18 protein-coding genes are annotated in these 19422 nt (G+C 53.7%); 7 read left to right on the top strand and 11 right to left on the bottom strand.

Features of this window, described 5'->3' with window-relative positions; all coding sequences use genetic code 11:
• Nucleotides 1-30: 30 nt before the first annotated feature.
• The 6 genes from patD to ABLV66_RS11475 form a co-directional block, all read right to left on the bottom strand.
• On the bottom strand, nucleotides 31-1455 hold the full coding sequence (gene patD, locus ABLV66_RS11500; RefSeq protein ID WP_045394023.1) for an aminobutyraldehyde dehydrogenase: 1425 nt from the start codon (nucleotides 1453-1455) through the stop codon (nucleotides 31-33).
• Between the two features lie 21 nt (nucleotides 1456-1476).
• Entirely contained in the window at nucleotides 1477-2283 is an 807-nt protein-coding gene (locus tag ABLV66_RS11495) for an ABC transporter permease (protein WP_045394020.1), read from the bottom strand.
• Nucleotides 2273-3202 carry an ABC transporter permease gene (locus ABLV66_RS11490; protein WP_045394017.1) on the bottom strand — a complete coding sequence of 310 codons (930 nt, stop codon included), beginning with the start codon at nucleotides 3200-3202 and terminating at the stop codon, nucleotides 2273-2275. The genes ABLV66_RS11495 and ABLV66_RS11490 overlap by 11 nt, the downstream gene beginning before the upstream one ends.
• A 1-nt stretch (nucleotide 3203) precedes the next feature.
• Entirely contained in the window at nucleotides 3204-4217 is a 1014-nt protein-coding gene (locus ABLV66_RS11485; protein ID WP_348876696.1) for an ABC transporter ATP-binding protein, read from the bottom strand.
• A 17-nt stretch (nucleotides 4218-4234) separates the two neighbouring features.
• Nucleotides 4235-5380, bottom strand: a complete 1146-nt coding sequence (ydcS, locus tag ABLV66_RS11480; protein WP_045394012.1) for a putative ABC transporter substrate-binding protein YdcS — start codon at nucleotides 5378-5380, stop codon at nucleotides 4235-4237.
• A 318-nt stretch (nucleotides 5381-5698) separates the two neighbouring features.
• Nucleotides 5699-7111 (bottom strand): aminotransferase-like domain-containing protein, encoded by a 1413-nt coding sequence (locus ABLV66_RS11475; protein ID WP_045394010.1) that lies wholly within the window; start codon nucleotides 7109-7111, stop codon nucleotides 5699-5701.
• 853 nt (nucleotides 7112-7964) lie between these two features.
• On the opposite strand from ABLV66_RS11475, the gene ABLV66_RS11470 reads away from it, so the two are divergent.
• The 4 genes from ABLV66_RS11470 (at nucleotide 7965) to ABLV66_RS11455 (ending at nucleotide 10899) form a co-directional block, all read left to right on the top strand.
• The gene (locus tag ABLV66_RS11470; protein WP_045394007.1) at nucleotides 7965-9362 is read left to right on the top strand and encodes a cytochrome ubiquinol oxidase subunit I; all 1398 of its coding nucleotides are present in this window, start codon (nucleotides 7965-7967) and stop codon (nucleotides 9360-9362) included.
• Nucleotides 9362-10372, top strand: a complete 1011-nt coding sequence (gene cydB / locus ABLV66_RS11465; RefSeq protein ID WP_348876697.1) for a cytochrome d ubiquinol oxidase subunit II — start codon at nucleotides 9362-9364, stop codon at nucleotides 10370-10372. The genes ABLV66_RS11470 and cydB overlap by 1 nt, the downstream gene beginning before the upstream one ends.
• Nucleotides 10372-10497, top strand: coding sequence for a DUF2474 domain-containing protein (locus ABLV66_RS11460; protein ID WP_064571560.1), 126 nt, complete (start codon nucleotides 10372-10374; stop codon nucleotides 10495-10497). The genes cydB and ABLV66_RS11460 overlap by 1 nt, the downstream gene beginning before the upstream one ends.
• A gap of 165 nt (nucleotides 10498-10662) precedes the next feature.
• A complete protein-coding gene (locus ABLV66_RS11455; RefSeq protein ID WP_045394002.1) occupies nucleotides 10663-10899 on the top strand; it encodes a DUF2554 family protein in 237 nt (78 codons plus the stop codon).
• Nucleotides 10900-10908: 9 nt separating this feature from the next.
• Here ABLV66_RS11455 and ABLV66_RS11450 read toward each other — a convergent pair whose 3' ends face one another.
• Entirely contained in the window at nucleotides 10909-12870 is a 1962-nt protein-coding gene (locus ABLV66_RS11450; RefSeq protein WP_348876698.1) for a peptidase U32 family protein, read from the bottom strand.
• A gap of 32 nt (nucleotides 12871-12902) precedes the next feature.
• On the opposite strand from ABLV66_RS11450, the gene ABLV66_RS11445 reads away from it, so the two are divergent.
• Nucleotides 12903-13070 carry a hypothetical protein gene (locus ABLV66_RS11445; protein ID WP_162838214.1) on the top strand — a complete coding sequence of 56 codons (168 nt, stop codon included), beginning with the start codon at nucleotides 12903-12905 and terminating at the stop codon, nucleotides 13068-13070.
• Between the two features lie 33 nt (nucleotides 13071-13103).
• On the opposite strand, the gene ABLV66_RS11440 is transcribed toward ABLV66_RS11445, so the two are convergent.
• Nucleotides 13104-13649 (bottom strand): helix-turn-helix domain-containing protein, encoded by a 546-nt coding sequence (locus tag ABLV66_RS11440; RefSeq protein ID WP_047048772.1) that lies wholly within the window; start codon nucleotides 13647-13649, stop codon nucleotides 13104-13106.
• A 93-nt stretch (nucleotides 13650-13742) separates the two neighbouring features.
• On the opposite strand from ABLV66_RS11440, the gene ABLV66_RS11435 reads away from it, so the two are divergent.
• Nucleotides 13743-14909 carry a benzoate/H(+) symporter BenE family transporter gene (locus ABLV66_RS11435; protein WP_045393997.1) on the top strand — a complete coding sequence of 389 codons (1167 nt, stop codon included), beginning with the start codon at nucleotides 13743-13745 and terminating at the stop codon, nucleotides 14907-14909.
• Here ABLV66_RS11435 and ABLV66_RS11430 read toward each other — a convergent pair.
• Entirely contained in the window at nucleotides 14886-15755 is an 870-nt protein-coding gene (locus tag ABLV66_RS11430) for a helix-turn-helix domain-containing protein (protein WP_047038408.1), read from the bottom strand. The two genes, ABLV66_RS11435 and ABLV66_RS11430, sit on opposite strands and share 24 nt — an antisense overlap.
• A gap of 184 nt (nucleotides 15756-15939) precedes the next feature.
• Here ABLV66_RS11430 and ABLV66_RS11425 point away from each other — a divergent pair, with 184 nt between their 5' ends.
• The gene (locus ABLV66_RS11425; RefSeq protein ID WP_047048775.1) at nucleotides 15940-16836 is read left to right on the top strand and encodes a DMT family transporter; all 897 of its coding nucleotides are present in this window, start codon (nucleotides 15940-15942) and stop codon (nucleotides 16834-16836) included.
• A 45-nt stretch (nucleotides 16837-16881) separates the two neighbouring features.
• Here ABLV66_RS11425 and ABLV66_RS11420 read toward each other — a convergent pair whose 3' ends face one another.
• Both ABLV66_RS11420 and ABLV66_RS11415 read right to left on the bottom strand, forming a co-directional pair.
• Entirely contained in the window at nucleotides 16882-17550 is a 669-nt protein-coding gene (locus ABLV66_RS11420; RefSeq protein WP_045393989.1) for a DUF3313 domain-containing protein, read from the bottom strand.
• 135 nt (nucleotides 17551-17685) lie between these two features.
• Complete coding sequence (locus ABLV66_RS11415; RefSeq protein WP_213797151.1) at nucleotides 17686-19278, bottom strand: ABC transporter substrate-binding protein; 1593 nt, start codon at nucleotides 19276-19278, stop codon at nucleotides 17686-17688.
• Nucleotides 19279-19422 lie beyond the last annotated feature (144 nt).

Below are 19422 nucleotides of genomic sequence, written 5' to 3'. Positions count from 1 at the left end.
AGCGTGGTAATGCTGCCGGCACGTTAATATTCAATGTTTCACCATTACATGACGAACCACCGTGTAGTCCTCCAGGCCATACATCGACATGTCCTTGCCGTAACCAGATAGCTTCTGTCCGCCGTGCGGCATTTCGCTAACCAGCATGAAATGGGTATTCACCCAGGTGCAACCGTACTGCAAACGCGCGCTCAGGCGATGGGCGCGGCCCACGTCCTGCGTCCACACCGAGGAGGCAAGCCCATATTGCGAATCATTAGCCCAGGTTAATACTTGTTCCTCATCGCTAAACGGCGTCACGCTAACTACCGGGCCAAAAACTTCGCGTTGTACGATAGCGTCATCCTGCTGTGCGCCAGCCAACAACGTGGGCTGGAAATAGTAACCACTCCCCGCCGCGCGGCTGCCGCCGGTTACCACTTTAATATGCGGTAAGGCGCGCGCAGCGTTGACAGCCGCTGTCACCCGTTCAAGATGCGCAAGCGAACTGACCGGCCCCAGTTCCGTGGATGGATCGTCCGGTTGCCCCATTTTCAGGCTGGCCACGGCCGCGCCTAGTTTTTCAACCAGCCGATCGTAGACGCCTTGTTGCGCGTAAATACGGCAAGCGGCAGTACAGTCCTGACCGGCGTTATAAAAACCGAAAGTACGAATGCCCTCGACGACGGCATCGATATCGGCATCATCGAAAACAATGACCGGCGCTTTACCGCCCAGCTCCATATGGGTGCGTTTAATCGAATTCGCCGTGTGACCAATAATATGGGCGCCGGTGGCAATCGAACCAGTCAACGAAACCATACGCACTTTACTATGGCCGGTGAGCGGGTCGCCAACAGTTGGGCCCCGGCCGAAAAGCACGTTGATAACGCCGGCCGGGAAAATGTCTTTTGCAAGTTCCGCCAGCTTCAAGGCCGTCAGTGGGGTGATTTCCGAAGGTTTAATCACCACGCAGTTACCGGCCGCCAGCGCGGGCGCCAGCTTCCACGCCGCCATCATTAGCGGATAGTTCCACGGCGCAATCGAGGCCACTACGCCGACCGGGTCGCGGCGGATCATTGAGGTGTGCCCCTCAAGGTACTCCCCAGCAGCCATTCCCGGCAGGCAACGCGCGGCGCCGGCGAAGAAGCGAAATACATCGGCAATCGCCGGCATTTCATCATTGATAACGCAATGTAGCGGTTTACCGCAGTTTAAAGACTCCAGTTTGGCGAGCGTTTCTGCATGTTCAGTAATCACATCCGCCATTTTCAGCAAACATTCGGCGCGGGTTTTCGGCGTTGTCTGGCTCCAGCTGACAAACGCACGATCTGCAGCATTGACGGCGGCATCAACCTGCGCCTCGGTCGCCTCCGCAATCTCAATAATCGTTTCGCCATTGGCAGGATTGAATACCGGCAGCACCTCGCCTTCCCCCGCCACTAATTGACCGTTTATCAAAAGGTTATGTTGCATAGCATGATCCTGTAAAGTGTATTATTTTCCGCTTTCGGCGTTATTCTCACCGTCACGGGTTAGCCACCAGGCCCCCAGGATGGGTACAGTCGTCACTAACATCACCAACAGCGCGACCACGTTGGTGACCGGTACATCGCGCGGGCGCCCCAGTTGATTTAACAACCACAACGGTAACGTCCGCTCATGTCCGGCGGTAAAGGTAGTGACGATAATTTCATCAAAGGACAGAGCGAATGCCAGCATCCCGCCCGCCAGCAGTGCCGAACCCAAATTGGGCAGCACCACGTAACGGAAGGTTTGCCAGCCTGTAGCGCCAAGATCCATCGATGCTTCCACCAGACTCCATGATGTCCGGCGAAATCGGGCAATGACGTTGTTAAACACCACCACCACGCAGAAGGTCGCGTGACCCACCACGATGGTTAGCAAGCCAGGCTCAAGATTGACGGCTTTAAATGCCGTCAGCAGCGCCAGGCCGGTAATGATGCCGGGAAGTGCAATAGGTAATAGCAACAGCAGCGACACGGCATTCTTACCAAAAAACGAACTCCGCCACAGCGCGCCGGCAGCGAGAGTGCCCAACACCAGCGCAATCCCCGTGGATAAAGCGGCGATTTTAAGTGACAACGTCACTGATTCAATGATATCTGCGCGAGCGGCAGCCTCGCTGAACCAGCGGAGCGTCAGCCCTTTCGGCGGGAAGCTGAAAGCGGCATCCTCTGTATTAAAGGCGTACAAGGCGATAATCAGCAGTGGAAAATGGAGAAATACCACTCCGCCCCAGGTGGCGATTTTGAGAAACAACGGTGCGCGTTCAGAGTGCATCAAACGCTCCCAGGCGCTTAACAAACGCCAGATACAGTGCAATAAGAACAATCGGCACCAACGTGAACGCCGCCGCCATCGGCATATTGCCAATCGCGCCTTGCTGCGAATAAACCATGTTGCCGATAAAGAAACCGGGCGGTCCCACCAGTTGCGGCACAATAAAATCGCCAAGAGTGAGGGAAAAGGTAAAGATAGAACCTGCCGCGATACCCGGTATGGCTAAAGGCAGTACCACGTAGCGGAAGGTTTGTTGCGGTCGAGCGCCTAAATCGGCGGAGGCCTGCAGCAGCGACGGCGGCAGGCGTTCCAGCGCCGCCTGTACCGGCAGGATCATGAACGGCAGCCAGATATAGACGAACACCATGAATCGCCCGAGCCCGGAGGTCGATAAGGTATTGCCGCCGACCGCCGGGATGGTCAACACCATATTTAACACGCTCTCCAGACCAAGGTGGCCGAGAAACCATTGTGCCACGCCATCTTTCGCCAGCAATAGCGTCCAGGCGTACGCCTTAACGATATAGCTGGCCCACATCGGCAACATCACCGCGATATAAAAGAAGGCTTTCATCTTGCCGCGGGTATAACGCGCCATATACCACGCCATCGGCAACGCCAGGATTGCGCTGGCAATAGTCACGCAGATGGCCATCACCAGGGTACGGACAATGATGTCGTAGTTGGCGGGATTAAACAGCGCCTTCAGGTTAGCGAGCGTCAAATCCGTGGTGACCGACATCGTAAAGTCATCAAAGGTATAGAAGCTTTGCCACAACAGCGTCAGGAGCGATCCCAGATAGACAATCCCAAACCACATCAACGGGCCCAGCAGCAGTAAAAACAGGCCCAATGACGGTTTTCGCCAGAACAGCCCTGACATCCTCCCGGTCGTTGGTTGTACAAGCGCCATCGTCATCTCAGCCTCCGCTTTCCAGGGAGACCATCGCCGAACGCGACCAGCCGGCCAATACCTGTTGCCCCAACCGCGGCGCGCTCAACGCCGCCCCGCCATCAACGTTGGCCTGGCTGACTAGCAGCTTTTCGCCCGCTGCAAGTTTCAGTTCAATACGCGTTGATGCCCCCTGAAACTGCACCGCCTGCACGGTCCCCTGAACCTGAATATCACCGCCGCCATTCAGTCGAATATGTTCAGGACGGAGTGACCACGCGCCAGCCACCCCGCATAGGCGCTGCGAAACTTCTGGGGCAAAAACGTTCGCGGTGCCGACAAATCCGGCGACAAAGGCGGTTTTAGGCTGTAAATAGAGCGAGTGCGGCGAATCGACCTGCTCAATACGGCCATTGTTAAACACCGCCACGCGATCGGACATCGACAGCGCCTCACCCTGATCGTGAGTAACAAAAATGAAAGTAATACCCAGCGACTGCTGAAGTTTTTTTAGCTCTACCTGCATCTGTTCGCGCAGTTTTAAATCCAGCGCGCCAAGCGGTTCATCTAATAACAGCACACGAGGTTGGTTGACCAGCGCGCGGGCAATGGCGACCCGTTGCCGTTGACCGCCGGATAGCTGCGAAGGCTTGCGAGCGTGCACAAACCCAAGCGCCACTTTTTCTAAGGCTTCCTGGGCGCGAAGCTGACGTTCTTTTTTGCCCACGCCTTTCACCATCAGCCCATAGGCGACGTTGTCGATGATCGACATATGCGGAAATAGCGCGTAATCCTGAAAAACCGTATTGACGTCACGCTGCCAGGGCGGTAATTCGCTGGCCTGCTGACCAAAAATACGAATCGAACCGCCGGATAGCTGTTCGAAGCCCGCGATTAAGCGCAGGCAGGTGGTTTTGCCGGAGCCTGACGGCCCCAGCATGGAAAAAAACTCGCCATCGCGAATGGCGATACTCACGCCATCCACCGCGCGTACGTCACCATACAAACGCGAAACGTCATCAAACTCTACCGCGTACGTCATGTTCAGTCTCCAGGCGCTTAGCGGCCACCCATAATCGCGATATAGTCCTGGGTCCAACGGCTATAAGGAACATACTTTCCGCCTTCGGCAATCGGCGTTTTCCAGAACGCAATCTTGTCGAATTGGTTGTAACCGTTGGTTTCACAGCCTTTGTCTCCCAATAGCGTACTGGCTTTACAGCCCTGCGGCACCACGGGCAGCGATCCAAACCAGGCGGCGACATCGCCCTGTACTTTCGGCGTCAGCGACCAGTTCATCCACTTATAAGCGCATACCGGATGCTTTGCCTCACTATGCAACATCGTCGTATCGGACCAGCCGGTCACGCCTTCTTTTGGGAAGACGGTAGCGATGGGCTGACCTTCACCTTTCAGACCATTGGCCTGATACGGCCAGGAGCCCGAGGCAACCACGCCTTCGTTTTTAAAGTCGCTCATCTGAACGGTTGCATCGTGCCAGTAACGGTGAACCAGCGGATGCTGATCCTGCAGCACCTTCAACACCGCCTGATACTGCGCTTCGGTGAGTTCATAGGGATCGTTAATTCCTAACTGCGGCTGCGTTGCTTTGACAAATAGCGCAGCATCAGCGATATAAATCGGACCATCATAGGCCTGAACTCGCCCCTGGTTGCTTTTTCCGTCCGGTAGATCTTGTTTGACGAAAACCACTTTCCAGCTATCAGGCGGCGTCGGGAAGGTTTTAGTGTTGTACATCAGCAGGTTCGGCCCCCATTGATAGGGCGTGCCGTACACTTTATCGCCGACGTTAAACCACGCGCCTTTGGCAACTCGCGGGTCAAGCGTTTTCCAGTTTGGGATCAGCGCGGTATTAATCGCCTGTACACGCTTGCCCATGATAAGGCGCAACGAGGCGTCGCCGGAGGCGGTCACCAGGTCGTAACCGCCCTTCGCCATCAGGCTGACCATTTCGTCTGAAGTGGCGGCAGTCTTCACATTAACCTGGCAGCCGCTCTCTTTTTCGAATTGGCTTACCCAGTCATAATTCTTATCCGTCTGACCGCGTTCGATATAACCCGGCCAGGCAATAATATCGAGCCGCCCTTCTCCTTTATCCAGCGAAGACGGCGGTTCAGCGGCTTGCGCTGTCAGCACAACCATACTCAGCGCGCACAGGCTGCCACGGGCAAATTTTTTGCTCATTTGAACTTACTCCTGTCAGAATAAAAGTAGCGGCAGCCGTGCCGTAAAAATATCTCCCTTAATAAGGGTAGACGGCGGCCTGCGGGGCTCTGGGGAAATTTCCTCAGGTTGTGACCAGGTGCGCATTCCGCAAAAATCGCCACCACGATTCGATAATATGGATTATAGACAAGGAGTTATGGCAGGGGGATGAGTATGCATATTCCCTATGACGACCCGGTGCTGGTGGATATTTTAAACTGATTAATGAATACAAGAATGAAGTGGATAAATTGCCGGAAAAATAAAAACCGGCAATTAAAAAAAGCGATGAATAAGCTAAGACAAAAGTTGACGTATAAGTTCGCCGAGCCGTTTGACTCCCTGCTCTTCTTTTTCTCCCCAGCCCCAGGCGGTATTAAAACGGAAAAATGAGGTCCAGTTAGCGGTGGTAGAAAACATTTTACCCGGCGCAATACTGATGTTATCCCGTAACGCCAGAGCGCTGAGTTCGCCAGCATCGACGCCAGCGGGCAGCTCCAGCCACAGGAAATAACCGCTGTCGCTATGATGAATTTTGACCTCGGCGGGTAAAAAACGCAGTAGCGCTTGCCAGGCCAGCTGTTTCCGCTCGGCAAGCTGTCGCCGCAACCGGCGTAAATGCGCGTCGTAACGTTTGGTCGAGAGATAATCGACCAGCGCCAACTGCATCGGCGAACTGGTAGATAGCGTACTCATCAGCTGTAACTGCTGAATACGGCGGGCATGCCTGCCAGCGGCAACCCAGCCGATACGAAACCCCGGGACAAGGCATTTTGAAAATGAGCTACAGTGCAGCGTCATCTCATCACGATCCCAGTACTTTGCGGGTAGCGGTTTTTCCCGACCAAAGTACAACTCACTGTAAACGTCATCTTCAATCAACATGACGTTGTAGCGTGTCAATAGCGCCACCAGTTGCGCTTTTTTGTCTGCCGTCAGCGTAAATCCGAGCGGGTTCTGGCTATTGGTCATCAGCCAGCAGGCTTTGACCGGGTAGCTCTGCAATGCCTGTTCCAGCGCCGCTAAATCGATCCCCTCTTTCACATCGCTGGCCACCGATAGCGCCTTAAGTCGCAACCGTTCGAGCGCCTGCAGCGCGCCGTAAAAACATGGATTTTCGACGACGACCCAATCGCCGGGCTCAGTCACCGCCTGCAGGCTGAGGTTCAACGCCTCCAGCGCACCGGCGGTAATGACTATCTCATCCGGCGATACGTTCATTCCCTGCAACGCATAACGCCGGGCAATAGCATGACGAAGCTCATCGTTGCCCGGCGGCAAGTTCTCGATCACGCTCATGGCGGTGGCGGTTTTACTCACTTGAGCCAGCGAACGATTTAGCTGCTGCAAGGGAAACAGACGCGGGTCGGGAAAAGCGGAAGCAAAAGGCAGCATCGACGCCTGGCGGCTCGCCTGCAGGACGTCGAAAATATAGGTGTTGATATCAACCGACTCATTGCGCGTCACTTGCGCGGGAGGCTCAGGCTGGCGCTGCTTCACCGGCTGCGGCGCCACATAATAACCGGATTGTGGACGAGCGATAATCCGTCCCTGGCTTTCCAGTAACTGGTAGGCATGGCTGACGGTCATAAAACTCATTCCGCTGCTGACAACCTGTTCGCGTAAGGAGGGCAGCCGATCGCCGGGTTGCCAAACGCCAAGCGCGATCTGTTCAGTTAACTGTCGCGCAAGCTGCTGATACTTTTTCATTACCGCATCCACTTCATCAACGGGATGCCGTATCTTATAACAGATGGTCAAAAATGGCAGGTTTTAAAAACTGATATACCTGACTGATGCCACTGAGCGAGTATCTCATAGCACGGCAAGTGGTGATCTTGCCGCTGAAAGAACATGAAATTGTATTATCAATGATGAATTATTCGCATTTGAGGATAGCAATAAAGTATCAGGCAAGTCCGCAAGTTAGAAAAAATATGAATGATGCGCACGACGTATCGATGCCAACTCTAATCGTTTGAACATAGATACGCTTTATTTCTCATGTTGTGAATCAGCGATTAAATCAGCCCGACCGATAAATTCATCACGCATCTAAAAATGAAGTAATTTCATGCCGGGATACTAGTAGCTCAAATAAGCAGATAGACTCCGCCGCCCACGGCAAGCCAAAAAATGCTCATTATCAACAATGAGATAAGTAAACTTCGCAGGCCTTTCTTTGACAAACCCTCTCCCTTTCTTTATCAATTAATATATTAAAAAATAATGGATATCAAATTCACATAATGAATACGGATATTTAAGAGGTAAACTTGACGGCAAAACATAACGCCATCACAGGCTAGCAGAATAATTAACAAAAAACAGCGCAAGTAATAAGGAAAATCGTAAATAAAAGTGTGAAGTATAACTGATATAAATTCACAATACGAAATTGATTATTTATGATGACATGAAAATTAACTTCACAAATATGAAACATCAAGAGAAAGAATAACAATCCGCAACTGTTATCATAAAAAAGCGCTTTTCTGCGTCTGCTATCACGCCTCTCCCCCCTCTAAAATTGCGCAGAATCAATTTTGTTGTGGAGCCTTGCATGTTCGGTCTTGATGCATTTCATCTGGCGCGGATCCAATTCGCCTTTACCGTCTCATTTCATATCATCTTTCCAGCAATCACCATCGGTCTTGCCAGTTACCTGGCGGTACTTGAGGGATTGTGGTTAAAAACAAAAAATCCTGTCTGGCGCTCGCTGTATCATTTCTGGTCGAAAATCTTTGCCGTCAACTTTGGTATGGGAGTGGTCTCAGGGCTGGTTATGGCCTACCAGTTCGGCACAAACTGGAGCGGTTTTTCTCAGTTCGCCGGCAGCATTACCGGCCCATTGCTAACGTATGAAGTCCTTACCGCGTTCTTCCTGGAGGCCGGTTTCCTTGGCGTGATGTTATTTGGCTGGAACCGTGTCGGCCCCGGCCTGCATTTTTTCGCCACCTGTATGGTGGCGCTGGGCACCATTATTTCCACGTTCTGGATCCTGGCCTCAAATAGCTGGATGCAAACACCGCAAGGTTTTGAAATTGTTAACGGCCAGGTCGTACCCGTAGACTGGTTCGCCGTTATCTTTAACCCTTCTTTCCCTTACCGCTTATTCCATATGTCCGTTGCTGCGTTTCTTAGCAGCGCGTTATTCGTGGGCGCATCCGCCGCATGGCATTTGCTGCGCGGCAACCAAACCCATGCCATCCGCGCCATGTTCTCAATGGCGCTATGGATGACGCTGATTGTCGCCCCCATCCAGGCATTAATCGGCGATATGCATGGGCTTAATACCCTGAAACACCAACCGGCGAAGATTGCCGCCATCGAAGGCCACTGGGAAAATCCGCCCGGCGAACCGACGCCGCTGCTGCTGTTCGGCTGGCCGGACATGCAACAAGAGCGCACCCGCTACGGGTTGGAGATCCCCGCCCTCGGCAGTCTGATTCTTACCCATAGCCTCGATAAGCAGGTACCGGCGCTGAAGGAATTCGCCCCGCAAGATCGCCCTAACTCAACCATTGTCTTCTGGTCATTTCGTCTGATGGCCGGTCTGGGAATGCTGATGATATTGCTTGGCGCCATTGCGCTGTGGCTGCGCTATCGCCAGCGTCTGTATACCTCAAAACCTTTCCTGCGCTTCGCGTTATGGATGGGGCCTTCCGGACTGATTGCTATCCTGGCCGGCTGGGTGACAACCGAAGTTGGGCGCCAGCCATGGGTCGTCTACGGCGTACAGCGCACCTCCGAGGCCGTATCAGCTCACGGCGATCTGCATATGACCATTAGCCTGCTGGCCTTTATTGCCGTCTACAGTTCGGTGTTCGGCGTCGGTTATAGTTACATGCTGCGCCTGATCCGCAAAGGACCGCAGGAGCAGACACCGGCGCCAACAGGTACGCCCGCGCGTCCGCTTTCTGCCGTTATGGATGGTTTTCAGCATAAGGAGTCCCGCTAATGGGTATTGATTTATCGGTTATTTGGTTTGTTATCATCGTGTTCGCCACGCTGATGTACATCGTCATGGACGGTTTCGACTTAGGGATTGGGATTCTGTTTGTTACCGTACGCGGCGATGAAGAGCGCGACGTGATGGTCAACAGCGTCGCCCCGGTATGGGATGGCAATGAAACCTGGCTGGTGCTTGGCGGCGCAGGTCTTTTCGGCGCCTTCCCGCTGGCCTATGCGGTGATTATCGACGCGCTGTCGGTACCCTTAACCCTGATGCTGATCGGCCTTATTTTTCGCGGCGTGGCCTTCGAGTTTCGCTTCAAAGCTACCCCCACGCACCGTCCTTTCTGGGATAAGGCGTTTTTAGGCGGATCGCTACTGGCGACCTTCACCCAGGGCATGGTCGTTGGCGCGGTCATTCATGGTTTTCCGGTCAGCGGTCGCAGCTTTAGCGGCGGAATGTGGGATTGGTTCACGCCATTTACCCTTTTCTGCGGCCTCGGCCTCACCGTTGCTTACGCGTTGTTGGGCGCCAGTTGGTTGGTGATGAAAAGCGAGAATCCATTGCAGAATAGCATGCGCAGAATTTCACGCTTTCTTCTGCTGGCCTTACTGGTGGCGATAGCCGCGATTAGTCTGTGGACGCCGCTCTCTCTGCCGGCTATCGCCGAGCGCTGGTTTAGCCTGCCGAATCTGTTTTACCTGCTGCCGGTGCCGCTACTGGTTATCGCCGTCAGCGCCTGGTTATGGCGCACGCTTGGGAAACGCGACGCTCACGTCCTGCCGTTTATATTGACGCTGGGATTAGTCTTTCTTGGCTTTAGCGGGCTTGGGATCAGCATTTGGCCGAATATTATCCCGCCGGGGATTACGTTGTGGCAGGCCGCGGCGCCGCCGCAAAGCCAGGGCTTTATGCTGGTTGGCGCGCTACTGATTATTCCCGTCATTCTTGGTTATACCTTCTGGAGCTACTACGTATTCCGCGGCAAAGTTCAACCTGGCGAGGGATATCACTGATGGAGAGATCATGGATAAAACGTTTGCTATGGCTGGTGGCCATATGGGGGGCTAGCGTGCTGGCGCTGGGCGCCGTCAGCATGATTTTCCGCCTGCTGATGAACGCCGCCGGGCTTCGCGCCTGAGAAAAGAAACTGTTTCTTAGCCTGGCGCTTGACGCGTCAGGCTTTTTTTTCATCATTCTTCAGCCGCGCCTGACAAAGCCTTGCGCTTCTTTGATAACCAGGCAAAAAAGCCGATATTAAATCAACCATATTACTCATGCGTTATCTATTGATATGGAAAATGATATGTGGCGAAAATTTTTGACAGCGGTTGTGTTGATGTGCGGGTTATTGTCCGGCCATGTGTTAGCCCAGCGTCAGGGGCATGAATATTTCCCGGTGCAAAGCCTCGAACAGCAGTTACTGCACGAGGCTGATTGCGATGAGCTACGCAGTCAGGCTGAGGAGACCGCCAGTTCGCTGCGCGAGCATCATCACCGGCAGTATGCGCGCAAAGCAAAGGCGCATAACGGCCCGCTGTGAGAACGGCCCTTACGCGCCTTTACGCTTGGGCAACGTTTTCATCAGCTCGTCCGGGCTAACGGAGGCGACGATGCTGCCCGGATGCGGCATCTTGAGGATATGATTTTTGATTTTACCCACCACGTGCATTTCGCACGGGCGACAATCAAATTTCAGCGTCAGGACTTCATCACCGTGGATCAGCTGCATCGGCGTCGCCTTCCAGCTTTTAATCGAGCCTTTAGCCTGCTTCGGACATAGGTTGAAGGCAAAACGCAGGCAGTGCTTGGTGATCATCACCGGTACGTCGCCCTTCTCTTCATGAGCTTCATACGCCGCATCAATCAGCTGTACGCCGTAACGCTGATAAAAAGCGCGCGCTTTGTGGTTATAAACGTTCGCCAGAAATGACAAATGCGTTTCCGGATACACCGGCGGAGGTACGGAGACCGGTTTACGCGTACCGCGCTGCCAGGCATCGAGGCGCGCCTGATCGAGCATCTCTACCGTTTCGCGGCGAAGTTGGTTGAGCATACTGTTCGGTACAAACAGCGCCGGCAGATTAATCTGCACATCACGCGGGTAGTAAATAGTCTGCCCGAGCTTCGCCACGCCATCACGCAGATTAGCCAGCGCTTTTTCCGCCTGGGTCGCTTCGGCAAATTCGCCATCCAGCGTATGCGTGACGCTGACGCCGTCTTCACAGGTCATGGTCAGCACCAATTGTTCCTGCCAGCCGCTCAGCGCGATATCAACCGCAATGCGACGCTCGCTGGAAGTTTTCAGTAGCGCCTGCTGCCAGTTATGGTCGAGGTTACGATTAAGCGCCTCATGCGGACGTACTTTATGCAGGTCTGCCGGCATTTCGTTTGGCCAGACGCGATAACGGTTTTCCCCCGTTTTCTCCACCGTATTGGCGCGGAAGCCGACAACTTCACGTTTGATCATGACATTCAGACCGTCGCCGTTAGTCAACGCGTCGGTCACTTCGACATCGAGATAATCTTTTCCGACTTTTAATACTTCGCCTACCGGCAGACCGATAAACTTCGGCGAATCAAACGCGCCGATATCGCCCTTACGCGCGTTAACAAAATAGTCGGTGCTGCCGCGATGGAACGTTTTATCGGTAGACGGCACGAAGAAGTGCTCGGTGCGCCCGGCGGAAGAACGCGCGAGATCGCCGCGGTCTTCAATAATACGATCCAGCATCTGACGATAGTGAGCGGTGATATTTTTCACATAACTCATATCTTTATAGCGCCCTTCAATCTTAAAGGAGCGCACGCCGGCGTCGATCAATGCCGCCAGGTTGGCAGTTTGATCGTTATCTTTCATCGACAATAAATGTTTTTCATAAGCCACGACGCGCCCCTGATCGTCTTTCAGGGTGTAAGGCAGGCGGCAAGCCTGAGAGCAGTCGCCGCGGTTGGCGCTACGTCCGGTTTGCGCGTGAGAAATATAGCACTGGCCGGAATAGGCAACGCACAGGGCGCCGTGAATAAAGAACTCGATAGTCGCGTCGGTATTGTCGTAGATCGCTTTAATTTGATCGAGGTTGAGTTCGCGAGCCAGAACAATCTGGCTGAAGCCTGCATCAGAGAGAAACTTCGCCTTCTCGACGCTGCGAATATCGCACTGGGTGCTCGCATGCAGCTCGATTGGCGGCAGATCCAGCTCCATTATCCCCATATCCTGCACGATCAGCGCATCGACGCCGGTCTCGTACAGATCGGTAATCAGACGTTGCGCGGGTTCCAGTTCATCATCATGAAGAATGGTATTCAGCGTCACAAACATCTTAGCGCCAAAGCGATGCGCAAACGGCACCAGGTTGGCGATATCGCTCAGGCTATTACTGGCATTATGCCGCGCGCCGAAGCCCGGCCCGCCGATATAGACCGCATCGGCGCCGTGTAAAATCGCTTCACGGGCGATCCCGGCATCGCGGGCGGGACTAAGAAGTTCAAGATGATGGTTTTGCAGGCGCATACGCTCGTCGTTATCCGTTATAGGGGGTCGAAATGGCGGCTATTGTAGTCAGAACTGAGCGCAGACGAAAACATTTTCCGCCGCGCCCGCACAGCGAATTTGCAGAAATCGGCAAAGCATTGAAGAAAAAGCTATTTCTCATGAAAACCCGGCAAGGTTACAGTGGCTGCGTATTCCGGATTTTCCTCGTCACGTTGTGAATTTTAGTCTCAGTCATCTTGATTGGCCGCGGATTAGTCCGCGGCTTTTTCTTTTGGATAATGAATCAGCGAATGAAAGTGCGCCGTCTGCGCGCCGCTATTGCGGTAAGCGTGCGTCAGGTCGCCGGCAAAGCGCCGCCCTTCTCCCGCCTGCAATGAATGCCACTGCCCCTGCAGACATAAATCCAGCGTACCGCTAATGACCACCACATGTTCAATGACGCCGGTCTCATGCGGCGTCGATTCGCTCAGCGCGCCGGGGGCGAGGGTAATCGAAAAATGGTCAAAACGCAGTTCGGGATCCCATGGGAAGATGGGCGTCACCACCATCGCCTGCTGCTGCGGGTCGAAGGCGGCGGGCGCTGCGGACTCATCAGCGACAATAAAAGTCGAAAACGCCACATTGAGGCCGGTGGCTATCTTCCACAATGTCGCAACCGTTGGGCTCGATTCATTACGTTCGATTTGCCCGAGCATCGCCTTTGATACTCCGGTTTCTTCCGCCAGCCGCGACAAACTCCAGCCGCGCTGCTGACGCAGGCTTTTCAGCGTCAATGCCAGATGTTGGGCAATATTCATTGGTGCTCCTCGTCATTTTCTTGATATTACCAGTTGTACGCTATAACGCACAATGCTACCTTCGTCGTATGTTATAACGCACAAGAGGTGTTCATGCGCTCCTTTACCCTTCCCATCCCCACGCTGCTCGCGGGATTTGTCGCCGTGCTGGTAGGCTACGCCAGCTCCGCCGCCATCATTTGGCAAGCGGCCGCCGCCGCTGGCGCCGACGCCGGGCAAATAGCCGGTTGGATGACCGCCCTTGGCCTGGCGATGGGCGTCAGCACGCTGGTATTAACGTTATGGCGGAAAGTCCCCATCCTCACCGCATGGTCAACCCCAGGCGCGGCTTTACTGGTCAGTGGATTACAGGGAGCGACGCTGGCACAGGCGGTGGGAATATTTGTTTTCGCCAACGCGCTGATCCTGCTATGTGGCGTGACGGGACTGTTTGCCCGCCTCATGAAAATCATTCCGCATTCGCTGGCGGCGGCAATGCTGGCGGGGATCCTGCTACGCTTTGGTCTGCAGGCATTTGGCAGTTTGCAGGATAATCTCCTGCTATGCGGCGGGATGTTCGCCGCCTGGCTGTTATGCAAAGCGCTTTATCCACGTTTTGCGGTGGTCGCGGCATTAGCGGCAGGTGGGGTCATCGCCCTGCTAACCGGCGCGCTGTCACCAGTGGCAAACGATATGGTTTTTGTTGCTCCGCAGTGGATTACCCCGCAGTTCACTCCTTCGCTGTTACTCAGCGTCGGTGTACCGTTTTTTCTTGTCACCATGGCTTCGCAGAATGCGCCGGGGCTGGCGACTATTCAGGCATCAGGCTATCGGGTTCCGGTCTCGCCGCTTATCGTATTTACCGGCGCGCTGGCGCTGCTATTTTCACCATTTGGCGTCTATTCCGTATGCATCGCCGCCATTACCGCCGCGATCTGTCAAAGTCCGGATGCGCATCCGGATGCGGATAAGCGCTGGCTCGCCGCAGCGGCGGCCGGTTTTTTTTATCTGTTAGCGGGTCTATTTGGCGGTTCGATAACCGCGCTAATGGCGGCGCTGCCGCCGGTGTGGATCCAGATGCTGGCGGGGCTGGCATTGTTGGGAACCATTAGCGGCAGTCTCTATCAGGCGCTGGGGCATGAGAGCGAACGCGATGCCGCAGTCGTAACATTTTTGGTCACCGCCAGCGGCGTTACCCTTGCAGGAGTCGGCTCGGCCTTTTGGGGGCTGGTCCTCGGCGGTATCAGCTATGCGCTATTAACCGCGCTGCGCCGCGCGTAGCTGGCTTGGCGTAAGACCCGTGGCGCTTTTTACCCGATGACTAAAATGGCTGGCGGAGCTAAAGCCACAGGCTAACGCTATCTCGGTCAACGGCTGCTGAGTATGGCAAATCAGATGTTGCGCCTTGAGCATCCGCCGCTGCATCACATACTGGTGCGGCGCCATATTCATTGACTGGCGGAACATCCGTGCAAAATGGTATTCGCTAAGCGACGCCTGGGCGGCCAGATCGGCGAGCGTTAGCGGCTGCTCGAGGTGCTCCTCAATCCACGCCAACAGATTACGCAACAGATGCGGCGCCAGGCCGCCGGTAACGGTCGGCAACCGCCACTGGACGTTCGAATAGTTTTGGATCAGATGCGTCAACAGCAGCGTACTGGCCGAGCTTAACAGCAGTTGATTAGCCTGCTGGCGCCAGTCGTTGTCGAGCAGAAACTGACGATAGACCGCCGTAATTTTGTCATCGCTGGCAAAGGTCTTTTCCTGCAAGGTGAAAGAAGCAGGACTGCGATCCCAAATTTGCTCGCCGACGCGGCGCAGGTGTTCATCGGTGCAATAGAGATGAACGAACGAAAGATCGCCGCGAATATCCCAGGTGCTTTCATCGCCCTTCGGCATCAGACAAAAACGATCCGGCCCGCCGCCGTTCTTCCAGCCGTAGGGCGTTTTTTGGTAGCTTTCGTAACCATCGGCGACATACAGGCTCAACGTGTGGTGGTCGCTGCGCACCGTGATTCGATCGAGGTCGTTGTACCACGCGGCAAGCTGGATCCCGGAATTGAGTTCTACGGTTCCCCGCAGCACCGCATTTTGTTGTTGTAATGTTTCGAACGTCCCGTATGCCATAGCCTTCACATCGTTTTTAATCCGCAGACCTCTAGTCTATAAATTGTCCTCTCCGCTTACCAGCATTGACCATGAGCTTGTGAAAAATAAGCGCAAGATTTTGCAAGTCGGCAACAAAAAGGTGACAGCGCTTTGCCCGGAAAAACCGCACACTCACGCCAGGCATATTAACAGGAGAGACATTTTGAACGCATTACTCTACGGGCTGGTGGTGGTTATCTGGGGTACCACATGGATTGCTATCTTTTTACAACAGGGGCCCGTTGCCGCGCCGGTGTCAATTTTCTGGCGTTTTGCCGTCGCCAGCGTCACCATGCTGACAATTTTGCTGATTACCCGCCGTCTGCGCCCGCTGGCAATGCGCGATCATCTGTTTTGCATGCTGCAAGGCTGCTGCGTCTTTTGCTTTAACTTCTGGTGTTTTTATACCGCCGCGGCGCATATCAATACCGGCCTTGAGTCGGTGATCTTTTCGATGGCGGTATTATTTAACGCGATCAACAGTTTTATTTTCTTCCGCCAGCAGCCGCCGGGGCGCTTTTGGCTGGCGGCGGCGCTGGGGCTCGCCGGAATCGTCACCCTCTTCTGGGACGATCTCCTCGCCAATGGTCTGAACGCGTCGCTACTGTGGGGAATCGGCCTGAGCGCCCTGGGAACGTACGGTTTTTCATTGGGCAATATGCTGAGTATTCGCCACCAGCGCCGCGGGCTTGAGACATTGACCACCAATAGCTGGGCCATGTTTTACGGCACGCTGGTGATGGGCGCGATCGCGCTGCTGCGCGGCGATAACTTTATGCCACAGTGGACCTGGAGTTATATGGGCGCCCTGCTGTATCTGGCGTTGTTCGGTTCGGTGATCGCGTTCGGCGCTTATTTCACCCTGGTAGGACGTATCGGCGCCAGTAAAGCGGCCTATAGCACGCTGCTTTTCCCGCTGGTGGCATTAACTATCTCCACCTTCTATGAAGGTTACATCTGGCATAGCAACGCGGTGATAGGTCTTGCGTTAATACTGGTAGGAAATCTGGTGATGTTCGCCCGCCCCGAGCAGCTATTTATGCGCCGCCGGCTGGCCTGATAATAAGCCCGTCAGGCATCGCGCCAGACGGGCTTAACGCATCAATTACTTCTGTGACGGGTCGAATTTCACCGCGTCGATCGCCATGTCATCAATCACCTGCTTCAACGTATCAGCGGTTAGCGGCGTGCTCTCATTAGACAGCGTTTTACCTTCGCCCTTACGCACAACCTTAATAACCGGCTTATTAGTCTTCGCGTCGATCAGTTCGCCTTCGAAGTAGAGATTCGTGTCCATCGTGCGATGGCCGGTTGCCGCCTGGGTACCCGCGACAATCATCGCTACCGGGATCACTTCATAGAACTGCAGCCCTTCTTTACTGGTATCAACACCGGTGATGGCGCCGCGGAAAATCAGGCTGCGAGGGCCAGCCGTGGTCGCCAACGGTTTACGTTCGCTGATGGCCTGTTTCATCTGCTTGTTGGTGTAATTGAGGATGTCCTGCAGCGCTTTCTCCCCTACCTGAGTCGTTGGTTTCGGCACCGGGTAGTAGGTGATTGGACGATAAACAACATTGTCATAGTTGTTCGGATTGTAGTCCGGGGAGATCCAGCGCAGCTCTGGTTTGCCGGAGGCCGAGGTAGTCTCTTTTAACTTAGAGTAATCTTTTAAGAACCCGGAATACTGATCCGGTTGCGCCAGTTTAGATGCACAACCGGTTAATGCCAGTAGCCCGGCCAGAGCGGCTACTTTAAATAACATTTTTGTACGCATGGATGATCCCTGTAAATGCAGTTTGTCGGCAAGATTTATAACAAATTCCCACGCTAAGTTTTGTGACAAAAAAGGTGGTCCGTCAACTCCTTGCAAAAAATAAATCCGCCAACGCGGCGGATTTATTTACGATGTTTATTTTACGTCCACTTGATAAAAAATATGTTTACCAAAAGGGTCGATTTCATACCCGATCACCGATTTATTAACCGGCTCAAAAATAGTTGAGTGCGCAATCATCACGGCCGGCATTTGATCGTGCATCATCTGCTGCGCCTGTTTATACAAGGCTTCTCGTTGCGGCCTGTCGGTGATGGTTTTGGCTTCGGCGATAATTTTATCAAACGGCGCGTAGCACCATTTCGCCGAATTAGAACCACCGTTGGCCGACTGACAGGTAAATAATGGGCCAAAGAAGTTATCCGGGTCGCCGGTCGCGGTAGTCCAGCCCATCAACGCCGCCTGATGCTCGCCGTCTTTCACCCGTTTAAGGTATTCGCCCCATTCATAGGTGGTGATTTTGGTCTGCACGCCGATTTTAGCCCAGTCGGCCTGGATCATTTCCGCCATTCGTTTCGCATTTGGGTTATAAGGACGCTGAACCGGCATCGCCCACAGGTCGATGGTAATGGGGCTCTTCACGCCGGATTCACGCAGCAGCGCTTTGGCTTTTTCCAGGTCCCAGCTGTAGTCCTGCAGGTCGGCATCGGCACTCCAGACGCCAGGCGGCAGCAGGTTTTTCGCTACTGTCCCGGTACCGTGGAACACCGCGTCGATAATTGCCGGTTTATTGATCGCCATGGCCAACGCCTGGCGCACCTTAACGTTATCCAGCGGCGCTTTCTGGGTGTTGAAGGCGAGGAAACCGGTATTAAGCCCGGCTTTGCTCATCAGATTGATCTGCGGATTATCTTTCATCCGCGGTAAATCGGCGGGATTAGGGAACGGCATGACCTGACACTCATTTTTCTCGAGCTTAGCGTAGCGCACCGAGGCATCAGGCGTGATACTGAATACTAAACGATCGATTTTCGCTTTTCCCTGCCAGTAATCAGGGAATGCGGTAAACAAAATCCGCGAATCTTTTTGATATTGCGCAAGCTTAAACGGCCCGGTGCCGATGGGATCCATATCAACACGCTGCGGGGTACCGGCTTTCAGCATCGCATCAGCATATTCCGCAGAGAGGATTGAAGCAAAATACCAACCGAGGTCAGCAACAAAAGGCGCCTCGGGGTGCGCGAGGGTAAAACGCACCGTATATTCATCCGGTTTATCAATTGCGGTAATTAACGAACCAAACTCCAGGCTTTCGAAATTGGAGTAGTTGCCATTAGAGACATTATGATAAGGGTTATTCGGATCCTTTTGCCGCATAAAGGAAAAAATAACGTCATCGGCATTAAAATCACGGGTCGGTTTAAAATACTTATTACTTTGGAATTTAACGCCCTTGCGTAAGTGGAAAGTATAAACTTTGCCATCGTCGCTCACCTCCCAGCTTTCCGCCAGGCTGGGCTGCAATTCCGTGGTGCCAACTTTAAAGTCCACCAGCCGGTTATATATCGGTACCGCGCTGGCATCGACGCTGGTCCCGGAAGTATAAAGCTGCGGATTAAAGTTTTCCGGCGAGCCTTCAGAGCAATAAACCAGTGTTTTTGCATTCACAGCGGAACTCACCGCTAATGCCGCTATCGTCAGAGCTATTGAAGTAGATGTGCGTTGCATGCGTTTCCCTTTTCATTTTTTGACTAATGAATAGCTTGTTGTTTTATTGCCCATAGATAACACTAAAGCCAGATTGCAAACACCTTAAAAATAACTATATCCTAAATAATTCGAGTTGCAGGAAGGCGGCGACGCAGCGAATCC

Origin of the sequence: Klebsiella sp. CN_Kp073 (assembly GCF_040065495.2) — a bacterium.
Lineage (GTDB): Bacteria > Pseudomonadota > Gammaproteobacteria > Enterobacterales > Enterobacteriaceae > Klebsiella > Klebsiella aerogenes.
Note: the sequence above shows the minus strand (reverse complement) of the source record. Positions and strands in the feature narration are given on the sequence as shown.

Excerpts from the sequence above, each read along its gene's own strand:
- patD (WP_045394023.1), bottom strand. The coding sequence starts at position 1,455 with ATGCAACATAACCTTTTGATAAACGGTCAATTAGTGGCGGGGGAAGGC.
- ABLV66_RS11495 (WP_045394020.1), bottom strand. The coding sequence starts at position 2,283 with ATGCACTCTGAACGCGCACCGTTGTTTCTCAAAATCGCCACCTGGGGC.
- ABLV66_RS11490 (WP_045394017.1), bottom strand. The coding sequence starts at position 3,202 with ATGACGATGGCGCTTGTACAACCAACGACCGGGAGGATGTCAGGGCTG.
- ABLV66_RS11485 (WP_348876696.1), bottom strand. The coding sequence starts at position 4,217 with ATGACGTACGCGGTAGAGTTTGATGACGTTTCGCGTTTGTATGGTGAC.
- ydcS (WP_045394012.1), bottom strand. The coding sequence starts at position 5,380 with ATGAGCAAAAAATTTGCCCGTGGCAGCCTGTGCGCGCTGAGTATGGTT.
- ABLV66_RS11475 (WP_045394010.1), bottom strand. The coding sequence starts at position 7,111 with ATGAAAAAGTATCAGCAGCTTGCGCGACAGTTAACTGAACAGATCGCG.
- ABLV66_RS11470 (WP_045394007.1), top strand. The coding sequence starts at position 7,965 with ATGTTCGGTCTTGATGCATTTCATCTGGCGCGGATCCAATTCGCCTTT.
- cydB (WP_348876697.1), top strand. The coding sequence starts at position 9,362 with ATGGGTATTGATTTATCGGTTATTTGGTTTGTTATCATCGTGTTCGCC.
- ABLV66_RS11460 (WP_064571560.1), top strand. The coding sequence starts at position 10,372 with ATGGAGAGATCATGGATAAAACGTTTGCTATGGCTGGTGGCCATATGG.
- ABLV66_RS11455 (WP_045394002.1), top strand. The coding sequence starts at position 10,663 with ATGTGGCGAAAATTTTTGACAGCGGTTGTGTTGATGTGCGGGTTATTG.
- ABLV66_RS11450 (WP_348876698.1), bottom strand. The coding sequence starts at position 12,870 with ATGCGCCTGCAAAACCATCATCTTGAACTTCTTAGTCCCGCCCGCGAT.
- ABLV66_RS11445 (WP_162838214.1), top strand. The coding sequence starts at position 12,903 with ATGGCGGCTATTGTAGTCAGAACTGAGCGCAGACGAAAACATTTTCCG.
- ABLV66_RS11440 (WP_047048772.1), bottom strand. The coding sequence starts at position 13,649 with ATGAATATTGCCCAACATCTGGCATTGACGCTGAAAAGCCTGCGTCAG.
- ABLV66_RS11435 (WP_045393997.1), top strand. The coding sequence starts at position 13,743 with ATGCGCTCCTTTACCCTTCCCATCCCCACGCTGCTCGCGGGATTTGTC.
- ABLV66_RS11430 (WP_047038408.1), bottom strand. The coding sequence starts at position 15,755 with ATGGCATACGGGACGTTCGAAACATTACAACAACAAAATGCGGTGCTG.
- ABLV66_RS11420 (WP_045393989.1), bottom strand. The coding sequence starts at position 17,550 with ATGCGTACAAAAATGTTATTTAAAGTAGCCGCTCTGGCCGGGCTACTG.
- ABLV66_RS11415 (WP_213797151.1), bottom strand. The coding sequence starts at position 19,278 with ATGCAACGCACATCTACTTCAATAGCTCTGACGATAGCGGCATTAGCG.